The following is a 15,032-nucleotide window of genomic DNA, read 5'->3' on the forward strand; positions in this document are numbered from 1 at the left end:
AAGCCTTCAATAGACCTTTAGCCTCTAATCAAACCTATAAGTCTACGAAAGACTCCTCCAACTTCACACCTTAAACTCACTCTCCAACCTCCTGAAACCAAAAAGAGCCGCAAACCGGAGTTTGCAGCTCTTTTCTGGAAATATATTTCCTCCGTACTAAACGCGGAAGTGAGAGAAAGCCTTGTTGGCTTCTGCCATCCGGTGCGTATCGTCTTTCTTCTTCACAGCGGCACCTTCGCCTTTGGAAGCAGCAACGATTTCGCCAGCCAGACGTTCTACCATGGTCTTTTCGTTACGGCCACGAGCGTATTTAATCAGCCATTTCATGCCTACGGACTGTTTACGATCGGGACGAACTTCAGTAGGAACCTGGAAGGTAGCACCACCAACCCGGCGGCTTTTCACTTCTACTGTAGGCATTACGTTGTTCAACGCTTTTTTGAAAATCTCCAGACCACTTTCTTTGGTACGGTTCTCTACTAATTCCAGAGCACCGTAGAAGATGGAATACGCGGTAGATTTCTTGCCCTCGTACATGAGGTTGTTAACAAATTTCGTTACGAGCGTCTCCTTGAATTTAGGATCCGGTAATACGTAGCGTTTTTTTGGTTTTGCCTTACGCATGACTAAGTTACGTTTGAATGGTGGTGAGAACGCGTCGCTTCTGCCCGTAACAGTGGCTTACTGCATTCTCGATGAATTTAAGCACTCAGCCGTTCCGACTGAATGATGCGAAGAAAATTACTTCTTCTTACCTTTTGCGGGAGCGGCAGCTGCTTGTCCGGGTTTCGGGCGTTTGGCACCGTATTTCGAACGAGCTTGCATACGACCTTTAACACCAGCCGTATCCAATGCACCACGGATGATGTGGTAACGTACCCCTGGAAGATCTTTCACCCGGCCACCACGGATCAATACGATCGAGTGTTCCTGAAGGTTGTGTCCTTCACCTGGGATATAGGCGTTCACCTCTTTACCATGTGACAAACGTACACGAGCTACTTTACGAAGAGCAGAGTTAGGCTTCTTCGGCGTCGTGGTGTACACCCGCGTACACACACCGCGTTTTTGAGGGCAAGCGTCCAAAGCAGGAGACTTTGATTTCCAAGTCACTCGCTCACGACCCTTACGTACTAATTGTGAAATAGTAGGCATGATATAAAAAATAAAAAATGGTTCGTCTTGAAAAACGGACTGCAAAAGTAGCCACTTTTCAGAACAAAGACAAACCAAAACACGTTTTTTTAGTTCCAATCAGGCATAAAGTAGCCAGAGTACCAAGCGATTACTCCATCAAGGTAAGGCAAAAGCCAGATAACTGTCACCGGGTTTAGTACCCACTTTATTGCCGCCTGCCGCAATGACTACATACTGTTTGCCATCGACCTGATAGACGCAGGGCGTCGCATAACCGGCAGCGGGAAGGGAGGTTTCCCACAGCAGTCGGCCTGTCTTTTTGTCGAAGGCCCGGAATTTCTCGTCTTTCGTAGCCGCAATGAAGAGTACGCCACCCGCCGTAACCGCAGGGCCTCCGTAGTTTTCCGTCCCCGTAGCAGGTATACCCTTCACTTTCAAGGCCGCGTACTCACCCAGTGGTACTTTCCAGGCAATCTTTCCCGTATTGAGATCAATGGCATTCAGGGTTCCCCAGGGCGGTTTGATGCCCGGATAACCGTCTTTCGTAGTAAAGCGACTGTATCCCGTCATTAGATAAGGTGGGGTCAAAGCCGAGGTTTTTGCTTCCACTTCCTTCTTCTCGGAGCCTTTCTTCAGAAGGAAAGCCACTAATTCGCTTCGATTGCTTTCGGAGAGGTGATTAAACGAAGGCATACTGCCCCGTCCCGTTTTTAGTAAAGTCGCCAGGTCGCTGGGTTTGTACTTCGCCTCGACCTGATCAATCGCTGGAATCGAGCCATTGCCCTTACGATCCAGCCCGTGGCAGTTGGCACAGTTGCTGGCGTAGAGTTGTTGTCCGGCGTTGCCCGTGGGTTTATTTTCCACCATGGTGACCGTCCAGGGCATTTCGTTGGCATTCACGTAGAGATACTGACTTTCCGGATCGAAAGCCGCTCCGCCCCATTCACCCCCGCCATCGAAGCCGGGGAACAAGATTCCCCCCTGCCGACTCGGCGGCTCCCACATCGTATTCGCTCCGTTTTTCAGCGTACGAAAACGTTGCAGAATTTCCGTATGGTGTTCGTTCGAAAGATCGATGATGTCTTTTTCGTGAAACGCCTGTCGCATGAAGGGTTCGGGCCAGCTGGGCATGGGCTGCGTAGGCCAGGTCTGTTCACCCGCCAGTTCGGAGGCCATTGGTACCGACTTCTCCGGAATGGGATAAACGGGTTTTCCCGTAGCCCGATCCAGTACAAACACAAACCCGTGCTTGGTAATCTGAGCTACGGCCTCTACGAGCTGACCGTCCTTCTGGAAGGTTACCAAGTTTGGATTGGCTGGCAAGTCCCGATCCCAGAGATCATGGTGTACCGTTTGGTAATGCCAGATGCGTTTACCCGTTGCGGCATCCAAAGCAAGGATGCAGTTGGCAAAGAGGTTTTTCCCTTTCCGGTAGCCGCCGTAAAAATCATACGTAGCCGAGCCGGTAGGGACGTAAACGATGCCCCGCTTTTCGTCCAGACTCATGCCCGCCCAGTTGTTAACGCCCCCGATGAAGGGAAGTTTTCGCTTGTCCTGCCAGGTATCGTAGCCGAATTCACCGGGTTTAGGAATGGTATGGAAAATCCAGCGACGTTTGCCCGTACGTACATCATACGCCCGTACGTGACCAGGAGCCGCGTCTAATCCTTCCGACAGCCGCATCCCCATGATGATCACATCCTTGTAAATAATACCGGGTGTATTGGAAACGATAAAGAATGATTTTTGATCGTAGTCCAGATCTTCCTGCAAGTCAATCTTGCCCTGCGAGCCAAAGCTTTCTACGGGTTTGCCAGTACGGGCATCCAGACAAAACAGATTCGGTCCGGCAGAAACAAAAATGCGTTGTTCCTCACCCTCTTTCCAATACGTAACACCCCGGTTGGTTCCCGCCCAGGCATTTTCTCCCTTCCAGTAGTCCGAAAGATCGGTTCGCCAACGTTCTTTACCCGTCGCCCCAGCTACCGCCACGACATTGATATTCGCTGTGGTGAAGTAAAGCGTACCGTTAATGGCAATGGGCTGGCATTGCATCTGTCCGGGCTGTCCCGTATGGTATTCCCAGGCTAATTGAAGCTTGGAGACGTTTTCGGGCGTAATCTGGGTGAGGGACGAATACCGGGAAGCGTCAGCGTGACCGCCGTAGGTGTTCCATTCCGAATAGTCAGTACCAGGGTCGGTATGGTTAAAAAAAGGAATAGCCAGGCCGAGCAACAGCAACCAGCGAGGAAAGCGATTCATACGCGTGTAGAGGCGGTGATAATTTGATAAGTGACTTCGAAGATACGCGTATTTTGAAAAATAGTTTGATGATTTAAAGTTTGAGAGCCTCTATTAAAAAACGAGGGTGTATAGATGCGTTCACCCATAATCTGGTAGAAAGCAAGTGGGACATCGCAAACGCTCATTTCATCCTAAACCCAAGTGGAATCATCCCCTCACAAAGACTACCATTCCCCGAATAAAAAGCCCTTACCGCTTGTGGAAAGGATTTTTGCCTGTAAACTTCGGAAGTTTAACGCGACTACGGATCTAAACATAAAATCGATGACTTTTTTCCTGGAAAATGAATCAGTGAAAGTATCCGTTCGGCAGAAAGGGGCCGAGCTGGTAAGCATATATAATAAGTCTACGCATCTGGAATATCTGTGGAGCGGCGATCCGGCGTACTGGGCCAAGCATTCGCCCATCCTGTTCCCGATTGTAGGAGCGTTGAAAGACAATCAGTATCTCTACGACGGAAAGTCGTATACGCTAAGTCGGCACGGATTTGCCCGGGACATGGATTTTGAACTGGAACAGGAAAGCGAACATTCGCTAACCTTTCTGCTGAAAAGCAACGCTGATACCCAGGCCGTTTATCCCTTTGAGTTTCGTTTACGAATCAAGTATACGTTGCTGGAGAATGAACTCAGCGTACAGTATCAGGTGAGTAATCACGACTCAAAAGAAATGCTGTTTTCAGTAGGAGGACACCCGGCTTTCCGCGTACCACTCACGCCCGAAACGCAGTATACGGACTACTATCTGGAATTCAACGAAATCGAAGATTTCAACCGCTGGCCGCTGGCTGAGGGTGGACTGATCGATCAGGAACCCACGCCAGTGGCCGAGAACACCAATCGGATTGCCTTATCGCACGAACTGTTTGCTCAGGATGCTCTGGTTTTCAAACATCTGAAATCGACGTCGGTAATCTTGAAGTCTGATCATACGCCCTATCAGTTGTCGTTTGACTTTGGCGAGTTTCCGTACCTGGGCATCTGGGCAGCTCCGCAGGCTCCTTTTGTCTGTATCGAACCCTGGTGCGGTATTGCCGACAGCGTCGATCACGATCAGCAACTGGCTACGAAAGAAGGGATTACCCGACTGGCGGCGGGGGAAGAATGCAAACGAACCTGGAGCGTAACCGTTTCCTAAAGCAGAAACCAAAAGATGCCGACCCTGAGGTCGGCATCTTGTTTATTACGGACGAAGCTTCAACTCTGGTCCCGCGATGTCCTCCCAGCGGTACAGGTGAAACGTTCGATCTGTACTCATGACCACGAACAGACCGTGTTTGAAATCCTGGTTGAGTGGAACCGAAACCATGTCCGACCCATCGCTTTCCATGGCCCGCACGTCAACGGTTTTCAGGAGTTTGTGCTCGAAGGGGCGTTCCGGCGTTCCTTCCCGGCTGAAAATCTGGAAACGATTCGCTCCCTGATCGGACACGAGAATGTAGCCCGTACTGTCCGTTAACTCATAAATCGAAATACCTTCGTGATCCTGTTTGAAGTTCTCGGTGGCGAACAACGCCAGTTCTTCGTTCCCTTTTTCCGGATCGGCGTAGTACTGGCGAACGCCCTTGCCTTCGTCGGAATAGTACACGTAGCCCAGCTTATCATCTACGGCAATGGATTCAATTTCTTTCAATCCACTGTATGTTCCGAATTTTCGGACCAGGGTGGCTTTGATGTGCCCCGTTCCATCGTCGTCGAGGCGATATTGCCAGAGGTAACCGCCCGTCGTCGGACCCGTTTTTCGGCCTACAATGGCATAAATTACGCCCTGCTTGTTTTTGTACATCGAAATACCCATCAAATCGCGGTAATCCGGTTGCATTTCGCCTTCGAAAACGGGAATGCCGCCGTTGTCTAAGGGTTTCATTTCCGGTAAGGAAAAAATCCGCAGTTTGTGCGTCATGCGTTCGGTGGTGACGGCAATATCCGTAGCCTTTCCGTTCAGCATTAGTCCATACTCGATATCAACGTTATTGGGACGTTGCAGACCGCCAACTTTCTGCTGAATTTTTCCCTGAAGATTGAATACGTACAGGCCACCATCGGCGTCTTTGTCCGTACCAATGATCAGACTTTTCGCCGGGTCCTGCGGGTTAATCCATACCGCCGGATCATCGGAATCGTGGGCTACTTTTTCCGTTACATATAAGGGCTTTACCGCCTGACGGGAGGTTTTGGGCCGTTGACAGCTCGCCAGCAAGGCCAGGCTCGCCACTAGTAGACTACTCGTTTTCAGAAACATACGCGATGAATGGATACAAAAAGTCCCCAGAAAAGACGAGGCTAACCTGGGGACTGGTAAAAACTTACTTCGTACCGAAGGCTCCGATGTAAGAAGCCGGTTCGGGAGATGTGTAGGTAACGCCGTTGACGCTTAGACCGCTTTTGTACAGCCGAGTAAAGTCCGTTTTGCCTTTGCCCAGGGCCGGAGAACCTGCCTGCAGGTGGAAATCCCAGGAGGTACTGTAGGTAGCATTCAGGCTAGCCGTGGAGAGCGGATAGTTCACGAGCTTCGGATCGTTATCCCCCGCTTTGGTACCCAGAATGTCGTTCGTACCTTTTACAATTTCCGTCGAAGGCTGGAATTGATCGACACCCGTTTGCGTGTAGCCGTAGTAGTAATTGTTGGCAATCACCGAACGCGTATCTTCCGGAGCCCCTTTGTCGCGTTTGATGCCGAAACGGTCATTCACAAGCAGGTTATTGTACACGTCGGCCCGAACCGTTTTTTCCAGCCAGATTGAACCGCCTTTAATCGTGGGTCGTCTCCAGCCCGCGTTCACGATGGTGTTGTTGTAGGCGATTACGTATGCTTGCGGTGTTTTATCGCCCCCGTTGGAAAGTTTCAGGGCATTGGTGTTGGGACTGTAAATCAGGTTAAACGCGATTTCTGCCTGTACACCCGATTTGATGTTGATGGCTTCGCCGCCCGAAACGCCCGTCGTGTGGAACGTGTTGTTGGTGATGAGTACCTTACCACCTTCCAGGTAAAAGCCGTCTTCGTTGAAGTTACGAATGATGCTATTCGTGACGACCACTTTGGAGGCCGTGTTCGACGTGTACAGTACGGGGACGTGTTCGCCCGCTGCCGCTTTGTACAACTGGGCTTTCACCGAAGGCGACTCTTCGGTAGTCACGGCTCCACCGTATTCCAGAATTGTATTTTTCAGTACCAGTTCCGTATTCGCAGGGCCAGCGATCAGTCCGCCCCAGAGGTTACCGAACAGATTGGCGGAGGTTTTCCAGGCATCGGGAACGGTGAATTTTACCGGGTTTTCGGCAGTACCTAAGCTGTACAGATTGCCGCGAATCAGAATCTCGGGTTTCACGATGGAATCGCTCATCAGAACGGTAACGCCTTCTTCAATCGTCAGGGATTTGCCTTCGGGAACTTGCAGGTGACCCGTCACTTTATAGGTGTTCCCTTTTTTCCAGATTCCTTCTACGTTACCCGTTACGCTGGTTTCAGTAGGAGCGGGCGTAACCTGCGTGTCTTCTGAATTTTTACTACAACTGGTTAACAGAGCCATGGCGAGGCCAGCGGCCATACACAGTTTGTTCATGATGGTTTTGATTTGAAAGATTTTGGAAAGACTGAATGCTAGAGTTTGAAGCGTAATCCGAGTAAATAGCTGCGTTGATAGTAATCCCGCCGGATGAGGGTTTTACCCGCTTCGGTTTGATGCGGCAAGCCCTGATTAACTGCTTCGGCGTTTTTGATATATACTTCCAGCGGCGTGTTGAGCAGGTTATTCGCTTTAGCGAACAGGACCAGTTTCGATCCGATGGCTTTTTCGAGCGAAGCATCCATTTGCAGAAAGCCCTTTTGCCAGAGATCATTATCCAGGAATTGCGAAACGGTATTGATTCGCTCACCCGTGTAGCTTCCTGCCAGCTGAGCATCCCAGCCGCGATTTTTGTACAGGACGGTCAGGTTAGCAATGTGAGCCGACTGGCCGTAGAGGGGACGCGTCTGATCGACGTACCGAGGTTCTAAATCGCCGCTTTCATTTCGAATACGCATGAATTTGGCCGAGGTAATCTGGGAAAGCGTGTAGGTATAGTTCGCTTTAATACCAAACTGGCGGAAATACCGGATGTAATCGAGTTCAAGTCCGGTATTATGAGCATTGCCAAAGTTACCCGGCGTATAAATGATCGACTGGCCACGAACCGGATCCCGCTGAAGGGTGTATTCAATAGGGTTTTGGATGTACTTGTAAAACAGGCCCACCATGAACTGATCCGTTGCATTCGGGAAATGCTCGTACCGCACGTCGATGTTGTCGGCAATGGCCCGTTTCAAATCCGGATTTCCGCGTTCCTGATATTCTTCCAGAACCACGTTATAGGGAACAATTTCGAAATAGCCCGGACGGTTGAGGGAGCGGAAGTACGAAGCCCGCCAGTTCGTTTGGGCGTTCGATTTGTACTTCACATGCAGACTGGGAAGTACGTCCGTGTACACCTGATTTCCCGTTGGACGATCTTCGCCGATCTGGTTTTTCAGCTCGTAGCCCTGATTGGTATGTTCCACCCGTACTCCGCCCAGAATTTCCCAGTTCAGGGGTGTTACTTTAGCCTGTACATAACCGGAAGAGGTATTTTCGGAAGCATCATACGTCAGGGCACTGCCTACGGAACCGCGGGGGTTCTGAATGGTCCAGTTGATCTGGTCGTAGGATGTGAAATCTTCTCCGTACACGCCCAGCAAGTTGCTGGGACGAAGCTGGTAGTTATTGTAAAAATTACTACGGTCTTTCGTGCGGTATAAACCGCCCGCTTTCCACTCGACGGGCGTATTTCCGAAACGGGAGCGATACGTAAGGTTGAGATACCCCGCCAGATCCGTATCCGAGTTATGTTCCCAGCGGCGGTAGGCATCCTGCACGGTCGTGCGTCTTTCCGTAAAATTTTTCCGTTCACCCAGTAAAGGAATCTGCGTTTGATCGGGCTGTTGATTTTGGGCGGTGGAGTATACGGCGGACCAGTCGATGTCGAACGAGTCACTTAACTGATGTTTTCCCTGTAGGGTATTTGTGAAAATCTGTTGACGCGTAACCCGGCTTCGGGTCGAATAGCCAAGCGTGGCATTACCCGCTTCCGGATCGTAACCGCCAATGGTGAGCTGCGTGGATTTTACATCCCGAATCTGACTGTTTGTTAAATGAATCAGGGCCGTATAAAGCGAAACCTTATTCCGCCCATTCAGGCGATAGTCCACCTTGGTATGCAAACCGTACCGCTGCTGTTGTTCGGAATACTGCCGCTCGTTCAGCTTGGTGAGCGTCACGCCGCGTTGCGTATCCACCGTTTCGGAATCGAAGAACAAGCTGTTACTACCCCGATACGTATTCTGGTAACTTCCGGCGATGATGATACCCAGCTTTTGATTCAGAAACCGATCGCCCCAGGAGAACCCGCCGAGCAAATTCGGCGGCGGTGACTGCCTGGTATACGTCGAGGTCACTTTTGAAAAGTCTGCGGCAGTGGCGTTGTACTGATTGCCTTTTAATTCATAGGGCGATTTCAGGTTTACCGATTTCCAGTCGTAACTCAGGAAGGGTCGATTCATGAATAACTCGCTGTAACCCGTCGAAACATGGGCCGTCAGCACCCGCTGGCTGGGAGCGTCTTTCATGACCAGATTAACCGCCCCGCCAATCGCATCACCTTCCATACTCGGTGTAAGGGCTTTGTAGACTTCCAGACGGTCAAGCAGATCTGAAGGAAAAATATCCAGGGGTACGTAGCGGTAGCGGTTATCCGGACTCGGAATCTTCACGCCATTCACCAGCGTATAGTTATACCGCTTGTCCATGCCCCGGACAATGGCGTATTGCCCGTCGCCGTTGCTGTTCCGCTCCACCGATACGCCCGAAACCCGCTGGATGACGTTCGCAACCGTGAGGTCGGGGGAGAGCTGAATGGCTCGCCCGGAGACGATATTCATCACCTGATCCGCGGAGCGTTCGAGATGACGGGCCGTTTGGTCGCTCGCTCCTTCGCGTCCCGTTCGAACAATTACTTCCTGTAAATTCTGTTTTTCCGAAGGTGTTAAAACGGTATCAAAAGTGATGGTTTCGTTTTCGGAAATACGAATTTCTTTGGTAATGGTTTGATAGGTGATAAAACTAATAGTAATCTGATACGTTCCGGCGGGAATATTTTTAAGCGTATAACTTCCATCCAGGCCCGATACGTCATGAAAAGAAGTATTTACTAAGCGAACAACGGCTCCGGTTACGGGTTCGCCGGAAGCCAGTTCCGTAACCTTTCCCCGAATCGTTCCTGCCCAGGAAGAAAACGAACAAAGCGTAATAAAAAATAGAAAACGATACATCTGTCCCATCGAATGCCTGCTGAATAACGAAGCGAAAACCAACCGGAGAATACGAAGCCTGAAAGACCCGTTTTTCGGTTGGCGATACGAAGGTGGACGATGAAAAATCCATAGTCAAGCAATGGAGCAAGGGCTGAAGTCAAGGCAGAATATCAGGCCGTTAGCACAAAAGCAACAGTGTTAACAAAGTGATCATAATTTATTGAAATTCAATGGTTTAATGCGTTACAAAACCGCCATTAAGTTTCTATTACGCCAATATTACCAAACTGTTAAGCCACTTAAAGAGACTGAACGAAGGCCGTCAGGCTCTCGCCCGCCTCCAGATTGAGTTTTTTGCGTAACCGATACCGCGTCACCCGAAGGCTATCCGGCGAAATGCCCAGTAAGGTTGAAATGTCGGCGGAGGTCAAATTCATTTTTAATAATGCAATCAATCGTAGATCCGAGGTCGATAATTGATCCGAATACGTTCGTAATTTTTCAAAAAAGGAGTGATGAACCTGTTCAAACGTACTGCTAAATTCCAGCCAGTATTGATCATGACTAAAACTGTCATTGATCTGCTGAACAATTTTCTTGATTTGCTTTTTATGATCTCGTTTATCGTCTTTGATTAATTTTTCAAGACTGGTTTTTAGCTGTTCTAAAGATTCATTTTTCTGAATAATGTGTAGAATATGAGTCGATAATTCTTTCGAACGCGTCGCTAATTCATGCTTTAATTGTTCTTCTTCCAGTTGCTTATTGCGTAGTTCCGAAAGCATGAGTTCGTGCTGGGTTTCGTAGACCAGCTGATTCTGTCGGCTCAGGGTTTGTTCATTGCGAACCTTTAGCTTCTGCCGGTTATAAGCGAGTGTAACGATGCCCACCAGCAGGAGTAGTACCAGTACAGCTGCTGCCGTTACGAGCTGGTTGAATTGCCGTTCGTCGGTCAGCTTCTCGATTTCCCGGTTCTTTTTTTCCGTATCGAAAAGGGCCTGCGTCAGTACCAGTTGCTGACTGCTTTCCTGCGAATAAATCTCCGCTTCAAACGCCCGGCTCAGAGCGACGTAGTGGTAGGCACTGTCATGCTGCCCCATCAGTTGATAGGCCTTACCGATGTCGTTGCTGGTGCCGCTGAGGAAATGCCGTTCGTGGGTTGTCAGGGCTAGCTCGTACGCCTGCCGACTGTACATGAGGCTTGCTTTCGGGTGACCGGTTTTTCGTAACACATCACCCAGATTATTAAGAATTTCAATACGCAGTAGCGAATCTTTCGTTTGCAGATTAACCTTCAGGGCTCGCTGGAAGTATACCTGGGCCGAATCGTACCGGGCCAGATCTTCAAAAATGCTACCCATGTTTTCGTAGATTTTCGCTGTTCCTTCCTGATTGTTGGCGGCTACGTACTGCTGCAAAGCTTTTCGCTGAAAGTAAAAGGCACTGTCATACCGTTGCCGTTTTTCGTACAGATGGCCGATGTTGCCGTAGGTTTGGGCTACTCCCGAAGCGTGCGAGGTCTTTCGGAATAGAGCCAGAGCCTGTTCGTACTCCTGCCGGGCCTGATTGGGCTGCTTGCTGTAATAGTACAGCTCGCCCAGGGCGTTGTGCGTTTCTGCCAGTAGGGTTTGCTCGCCGAGTTGTTCAAATTTCTTAGCCGCTTCCGAGTAATATTCCAGGGCTTGCGGATACTGTCCGGCGTGAAAAAACAGACGACCAAGCGTCTGCAAAGCCTGGGCCGCAAGCAGGGGCTGATTGGACTCGAGTGCCAAGGCGTATTGTTGTTTGGTACGGTAAACCAGCGAAGCGGAATCACTGGCTGGCGGCGGAAGGCTTTCGCCCGTATGGGGAAGTAAAGTCCAGAAAATCAGCAGCAGGCAGGCTCGAAATACAGTCAGAATCATCAGATTTCAGCTCGTTTGAACCTGGAAGTTAGGACTTTTTCAAACGTTGATCGTATTATGAAATTGTTAACAACCTAGTAACAGGTAAATCAGGAAGCTGGTAATGAAAAGAGAGCAACTCAGGATTTTTGAATAAATAATAAAGAATTTGTCTATTTAATTTGTTTTATATTGGAATATTGCTCACTTTTGGTTCAGGATTTGAATAAAAAAACAAAACATCTGGTTCCGCCTTTATCCAAACACGAACGCGTATGCAAAAGATTTTGGTTCGTACCAAGGAAGATTACCTCCGCCACATCTTAGCGACCAGTCTTCAGCACGAGGAAGAAAGCCCAGGGTGTTCGGTCCCGGAATGGCTGCCCATTCCCAAGCCGGAACATTACCCGTGCATCGCCATTACGTCTGATCCGGTACGGGAGGGTACGGCTCTGTTCTTTGAAGTAGAGCTGATTTATTTTACGGATTTTTTACATCAAAACTGATGGATGAACAATTACCTGAGTGTTTCTCGTTGGGATGCCATGAAAACGAAACGTACTGATTTGCCCCGGAAGCATCGGTACGTTTTACTTTTTTACCCCCAGGAGTAGGAAGAATGAGCCGGAAGCCCGTAGGTTTACCCCTGAAACCTAGTAATCCATCTGACTTCCATGGACGAATTACGTTATCCCATCGGTCCTTTTACTTACGAAGGCCCCTACACGCCCGAACAGCGTACGCAACTGATCAACAATCTGGCTCTGATTCCGGGTCAATATCAACAAGCCGTCGAAGGATTATCCGAAGATTTACTGGAGATTCCCTATCGTGAAGGGGGATGGACCATCCGTCAGGTCGTACATCACGTAGCCGATAGTCACATGAACGGGTATATCCGTACGAAACTTGCCCTGACGGAAGCTAATCCGACGATTAAACCTTACGAAGAAGCCCGCTGGGCGGAGCTGGGCGATACCTTTCATACGCCCATTCAGGAATCGCTGAATTTACTACAACATCTACACGTTCGCTGGACGAATGTCTTCCGGGCCATGCAGGAAGCCGATTACCAGAAAACTTTTTTCCATCCGGGTTCACAACAATCCGTGACGCTGGACTACCAGTTAGGTAACTACGACTGGCATAGTCGGCATCATCTGGCTCATATTACAAGTCTGCGGGAGCGGATGGGTTGGTGAAATACAAAAACTTTTCAACATTAAAAACCTTTGTATCGTATAGGAAGAGTATTGAAGAATTCCCTACCAGGATCGCATGTGAACGGTTAAGAACACCATACGTTAGGTGACGTATGGTGTTTTGATACCTGAGATCAATGATGGTATATATTCATATCAAATTTGTCCCTTTAATATTCATAAAAAAAGTAGATTTAATACGAATTCAAATTCTTGCTTTTAATACGCTCTGGTTGTAGGAAATAATTTGTTTTAAATAAATAAAGGAAACCTTAGTTCAATACGCTTTTAGCTATAAATAAAGTTTTTATCAGCAAACCGAGAGGTAGTATAAGGGATTAGATACGATCGGCAATTGATATAGGTATAATCTGGTTAGTAACGCCACCCTTATCTACCAGAATTGCTTCACCGCTTTTAATACCATTCGCTCCCGTGAAAAGTCCCAGTACCGCATCTGCAATTTCCGAAGCAGGTACGATCGCACCGCTTGGATTAATACTTGCTCCAAAGGCGGCTTTAGCTTCGGCGTCATGGCCATTAAGACGATCAGCCATAGGCGTATCCGTCACCCAGGGACATACCGCATACACCTGAACGTTCTTGTCTGCACACGAGGCTGCAACGGATTGTGTAATACTCAACACCGCCGATTTACTGGCTCCGTAAACCACTGCCACGGGTAAAGGCATGGTAGTGCCTACAAACGAGGCGGTGTTTACCACTACACCGCTTCCCTGCTTTACCATTTCAGGCAAAACATGCTTGATACACAGGATGACGCCTTTTATATTCGCTGAAAGAACTTCGTCAATTACTTCCTCGGTATTGATTTCCAACGGACCTAATACTCCTTCTGTACCGGCATTGTTGAACAGGAAATCGACTCTTCCGTAGGCCTGCAACGTGCTGTCGACTAGATTTTTTACATCTTTTTCCAGACCTACATCGGTTGACACAAAGAGTGCCTCGCCTCCAGAGCTATGGATTTGTTTTACTACCTCAGCTCCGCGTTCCGTATTACGACCCGCCACCACGACTTTTACGCCTTTGCTTGCTACTAACAGGCAAACTTCTCTGCCTATGCCGGCGGTACCTCCAGTGATAATCGCTACTTTTTTGTTCATAATTTTATGATTGTTTTCAGTAGCAAACATAAAAAATAACTCGACATAGGGAATACAATGAAAGACAATAAGATAAAATAAAAGACAGCGTATATACCGTTGAGTATTGGGATATTAGTAATGAACATGGCTTGTTTTTATGAATTAAAATTGATTATTGATAAGTGTTTTATTTCTCTCTTTAAACGGCAGGTTTAGTGAGCAGGTTATACTAAAATATATCCCGGCAAATGCATTAGTGGTTTAAAAGGGATCAATTGGGTTTGAGTTTAACCGCAAAGAAGTTATTTAAAAGTAGCGGAACTAGAATAAACCTTTTGAAAAGTCGATTAGACGTATTCGCTTGTGATACACTTCCGGATGAGAATGAAGGTAGGATGTTTTTAAATTATGGAATCCTTTTGTAAACTACAGGAAGAGAGTACCCTAGTTAATGAAGGATAAGGTTAAACAGATTTACTGGCTGGGAAGAATTTGGTCTATTTCGTTAGTCACTTGAAATAAATACGTAAAGAAATCCCTCATGCAACCCTGTCAGAGAGTCTGGCATCTGCGAACAAACGAACGACTTAACAAACATGAAACTCCTCACCTGTCTCTTACTTATGGTGAGTCTGGCAACGGTTGAAAGCCTGGCTCAGAGTAAAACCCCGGAAAGCGTGATTCGTATGCAAACCTTGCTCAGGCAAGCCTCCGATACGGCAAATATCCAATTGCCCGAAAAGCAGTATGCGGTGCAGATTAACCAGTGGATCATTCCTCTGGATGAAACGACGTTAATGGACTGGAAAAAGCAGGATGGAGTGTATGCCGTACAGTTTTTTCTGCAAAAAGGAACAGCCATTACCTCGCAACACGACCCAAGCTTTCGCCGGGCTTATGGCGAAGTGAAGTTGTCTTCCAAACAAGCCTGTCAGGAGTTCATCCGTCTGTTTGATGGGTTACGGGTGGAGAGAAAACGATCCTAATAACGTTCAGGAAATACGATTTTATCCACGCAGATGCTTCTTAACTTTTTCAGAAAGTGAGCAAAGCATTATCAAAAAAAGCTCTTC

At 48.3% G+C, this 15,032-nt stretch carries 12 protein-coding genes; 4 read left to right on the top strand and 8 right to left on the bottom strand.

Annotation, left to right across the window (positions count from 1 at the left end; translation table 11 throughout):
- Positions 1–156: 156 nt before the first annotated feature.
- From rpsG to BWI97_RS13420, 3 genes are all read right to left on the bottom strand, one after another.
- Positions 157–624 carry a 30S ribosomal protein S7 gene (rpsG, locus tag BWI97_RS13410; RefSeq protein ID WP_102201344.1) on the bottom strand — a complete coding sequence of 156 codons (468 nt, stop codon included), beginning with the start codon at positions 622–624 and terminating at the stop codon, positions 157–159.
- 117 nt (positions 625–741) lie between these two features.
- The gene (gene rpsL, locus BWI97_RS13415) at positions 742–1,155 is read right to left on the bottom strand and encodes a 30S ribosomal protein S12 (protein WP_094816445.1); all 414 of its coding nucleotides are present in this window, start codon (positions 1,153–1,155) and stop codon (positions 742–744) included.
- 138 nt (positions 1,156–1,293) lie between these two features.
- A complete protein-coding gene (locus tag BWI97_RS13420; protein ID WP_102201345.1) occupies positions 1,294–3,399 on the bottom strand; it encodes a PQQ-binding-like beta-propeller repeat protein in 2,106 nt (701 codons plus the stop codon).
- Positions 3,400–3,705: 306 nt separating this feature from the next.
- Between BWI97_RS13420 and BWI97_RS13425 the strand changes: the two genes are divergently transcribed.
- Positions 3,706–4,578 (top strand): aldose 1-epimerase family protein, encoded by an 873-nt coding sequence (locus BWI97_RS13425; protein WP_102201346.1) that lies wholly within the window; start codon positions 3,706–3,708, stop codon positions 4,576–4,578.
- A 45-nt stretch (positions 4,579–4,623) separates the two neighbouring features.
- Here BWI97_RS13425 and BWI97_RS13430 read toward each other — a convergent pair whose 3' ends face one another.
- The 4 genes from BWI97_RS13430 to BWI97_RS13445 all read right to left on the bottom strand — a co-directional run bounded on the left by BWI97_RS13430 (position 4,624) and on the right by BWI97_RS13445 (position 11,669).
- On the bottom strand, positions 4,624–5,682 hold the full coding sequence (locus BWI97_RS13430; protein WP_102201347.1) for a phytase: 1,059 nt from the start codon (positions 5,680–5,682) through the stop codon (positions 4,624–4,626).
- 64 nt (positions 5,683–5,746) lie between these two features.
- A complete protein-coding gene (locus BWI97_RS13435; protein ID WP_102201348.1) occupies positions 5,747–7,003 on the bottom strand; it encodes a right-handed parallel beta-helix repeat-containing protein in 1,257 nt (418 codons plus the stop codon).
- Positions 7,004–7,041: 38 nt separating this feature from the next.
- Positions 7,042–9,783, bottom strand: a complete 2,742-nt coding sequence (locus tag BWI97_RS13440; protein WP_102201381.1) for a TonB-dependent receptor — start codon at positions 9,781–9,783, stop codon at positions 7,042–7,044.
- Between the two features lie 281 nt (positions 9,784–10,064).
- Positions 10,065–11,669: a tetratricopeptide repeat protein gene (locus BWI97_RS13445; RefSeq protein WP_102201349.1), complete on the bottom strand. Its 1,605-nt coding sequence runs from the start codon at positions 11,667–11,669 to the stop codon at positions 10,065–10,067.
- 254 nt (positions 11,670–11,923) lie between these two features.
- On the opposite strand from BWI97_RS13445, the gene BWI97_RS13450 reads away from it, so the two are divergent.
- The gene (locus BWI97_RS13450) at positions 11,924–12,154 is read left to right on the top strand and encodes a hypothetical protein (protein WP_094816200.1); all 231 of its coding nucleotides are present in this window, start codon (positions 11,924–11,926) and stop codon (positions 12,152–12,154) included.
- A gap of 168 nt (positions 12,155–12,322) precedes the next feature.
- Positions 12,323–12,850, top strand: coding sequence for a YfiT family bacillithiol transferase (locus BWI97_RS13455; RefSeq protein ID WP_094816202.1), 528 nt, complete (start codon positions 12,323–12,325; stop codon positions 12,848–12,850).
- 338 nt (positions 12,851–13,188) lie between these two features.
- Here the strand turns inward: BWI97_RS13455 and BWI97_RS13460 are convergent, their stop codons facing one another.
- Positions 13,189–13,977: an SDR family NAD(P)-dependent oxidoreductase gene (locus BWI97_RS13460; RefSeq protein ID WP_158242752.1), complete on the bottom strand. Its 789-nt coding sequence runs from the start codon at positions 13,975–13,977 to the stop codon at positions 13,189–13,191.
- A gap of 578 nt (positions 13,978–14,555) precedes the next feature.
- Between BWI97_RS13460 and BWI97_RS13465 the strand changes: the two genes are divergently transcribed.
- Positions 14,556–14,945 (top strand): hypothetical protein, encoded by a 390-nt coding sequence (locus tag BWI97_RS13465; protein WP_146010934.1) that lies wholly within the window; start codon positions 14,556–14,558, stop codon positions 14,943–14,945.
- Positions 14,946–15,032 lie beyond the last annotated feature (87 nt).

The sequence above is a fragment of the Siphonobacter sp. BAB-5405 genome (assembly GCF_002872335.1).
Classification (GTDB): domain Bacteria; phylum Bacteroidota; class Bacteroidia; order Cytophagales; family Spirosomataceae; genus Siphonobacter.

What these genes read in the sequence shown, in the direction of transcription:
- rpsG (WP_102201344.1), bottom strand. Translation starts at nt 624, where the DNA reads ATGCGTAAGGCAAAACCAAAAAAACGCTACGTATTACCGGATCCTAAA.
- rpsL (WP_094816445.1), bottom strand. Translation starts at nt 1,155, where the DNA reads ATGCCTACTATTTCACAATTAGTACGTAAGGGTCGTGAGCGAGTGACT.
- BWI97_RS13420 (WP_102201345.1), bottom strand. Translation starts at nt 3,399, where the DNA reads ATGAATCGCTTTCCTCGCTGGTTGCTGTTGCTCGGCCTGGCTATTCCT.
- BWI97_RS13425 (WP_102201346.1), top strand. Translation starts at nt 3,706, where the DNA reads ATGACTTTTTTCCTGGAAAATGAATCAGTGAAAGTATCCGTTCGGCAG.
- BWI97_RS13430 (WP_102201347.1), bottom strand. Translation starts at nt 5,682, where the DNA reads ATGTTTCTGAAAACGAGTAGTCTACTAGTGGCGAGCCTGGCCTTGCTG.
- BWI97_RS13435 (WP_102201348.1), bottom strand. Translation starts at nt 7,003, where the DNA reads ATGAACAAACTGTGTATGGCCGCTGGCCTCGCCATGGCTCTGTTAACC.
- BWI97_RS13440 (WP_102201381.1), bottom strand. Translation starts at nt 9,783, where the DNA reads ATGTATCGTTTTCTATTTTTTATTACGCTTTGTTCGTTTTCTTCCTGG.
- BWI97_RS13445 (WP_102201349.1), bottom strand. Translation starts at nt 11,669, where the DNA reads ATGATTCTGACTGTATTTCGAGCCTGCCTGCTGCTGATTTTCTGGACT.
- BWI97_RS13450 (WP_094816200.1), top strand. Translation starts at nt 11,924, where the DNA reads ATGCAAAAGATTTTGGTTCGTACCAAGGAAGATTACCTCCGCCACATC.
- BWI97_RS13455 (WP_094816202.1), top strand. Translation starts at nt 12,323, where the DNA reads ATGGACGAATTACGTTATCCCATCGGTCCTTTTACTTACGAAGGCCCC.
- BWI97_RS13460 (WP_158242752.1), bottom strand. Translation starts at nt 13,977, where the DNA reads ATGAACAAAAAAGTAGCGATTATCACTGGAGGTACCGCCGGCATAGGC.
- BWI97_RS13465 (WP_146010934.1), top strand. Translation starts at nt 14,556, where the DNA reads ATGAAACTCCTCACCTGTCTCTTACTTATGGTGAGTCTGGCAACGGTT.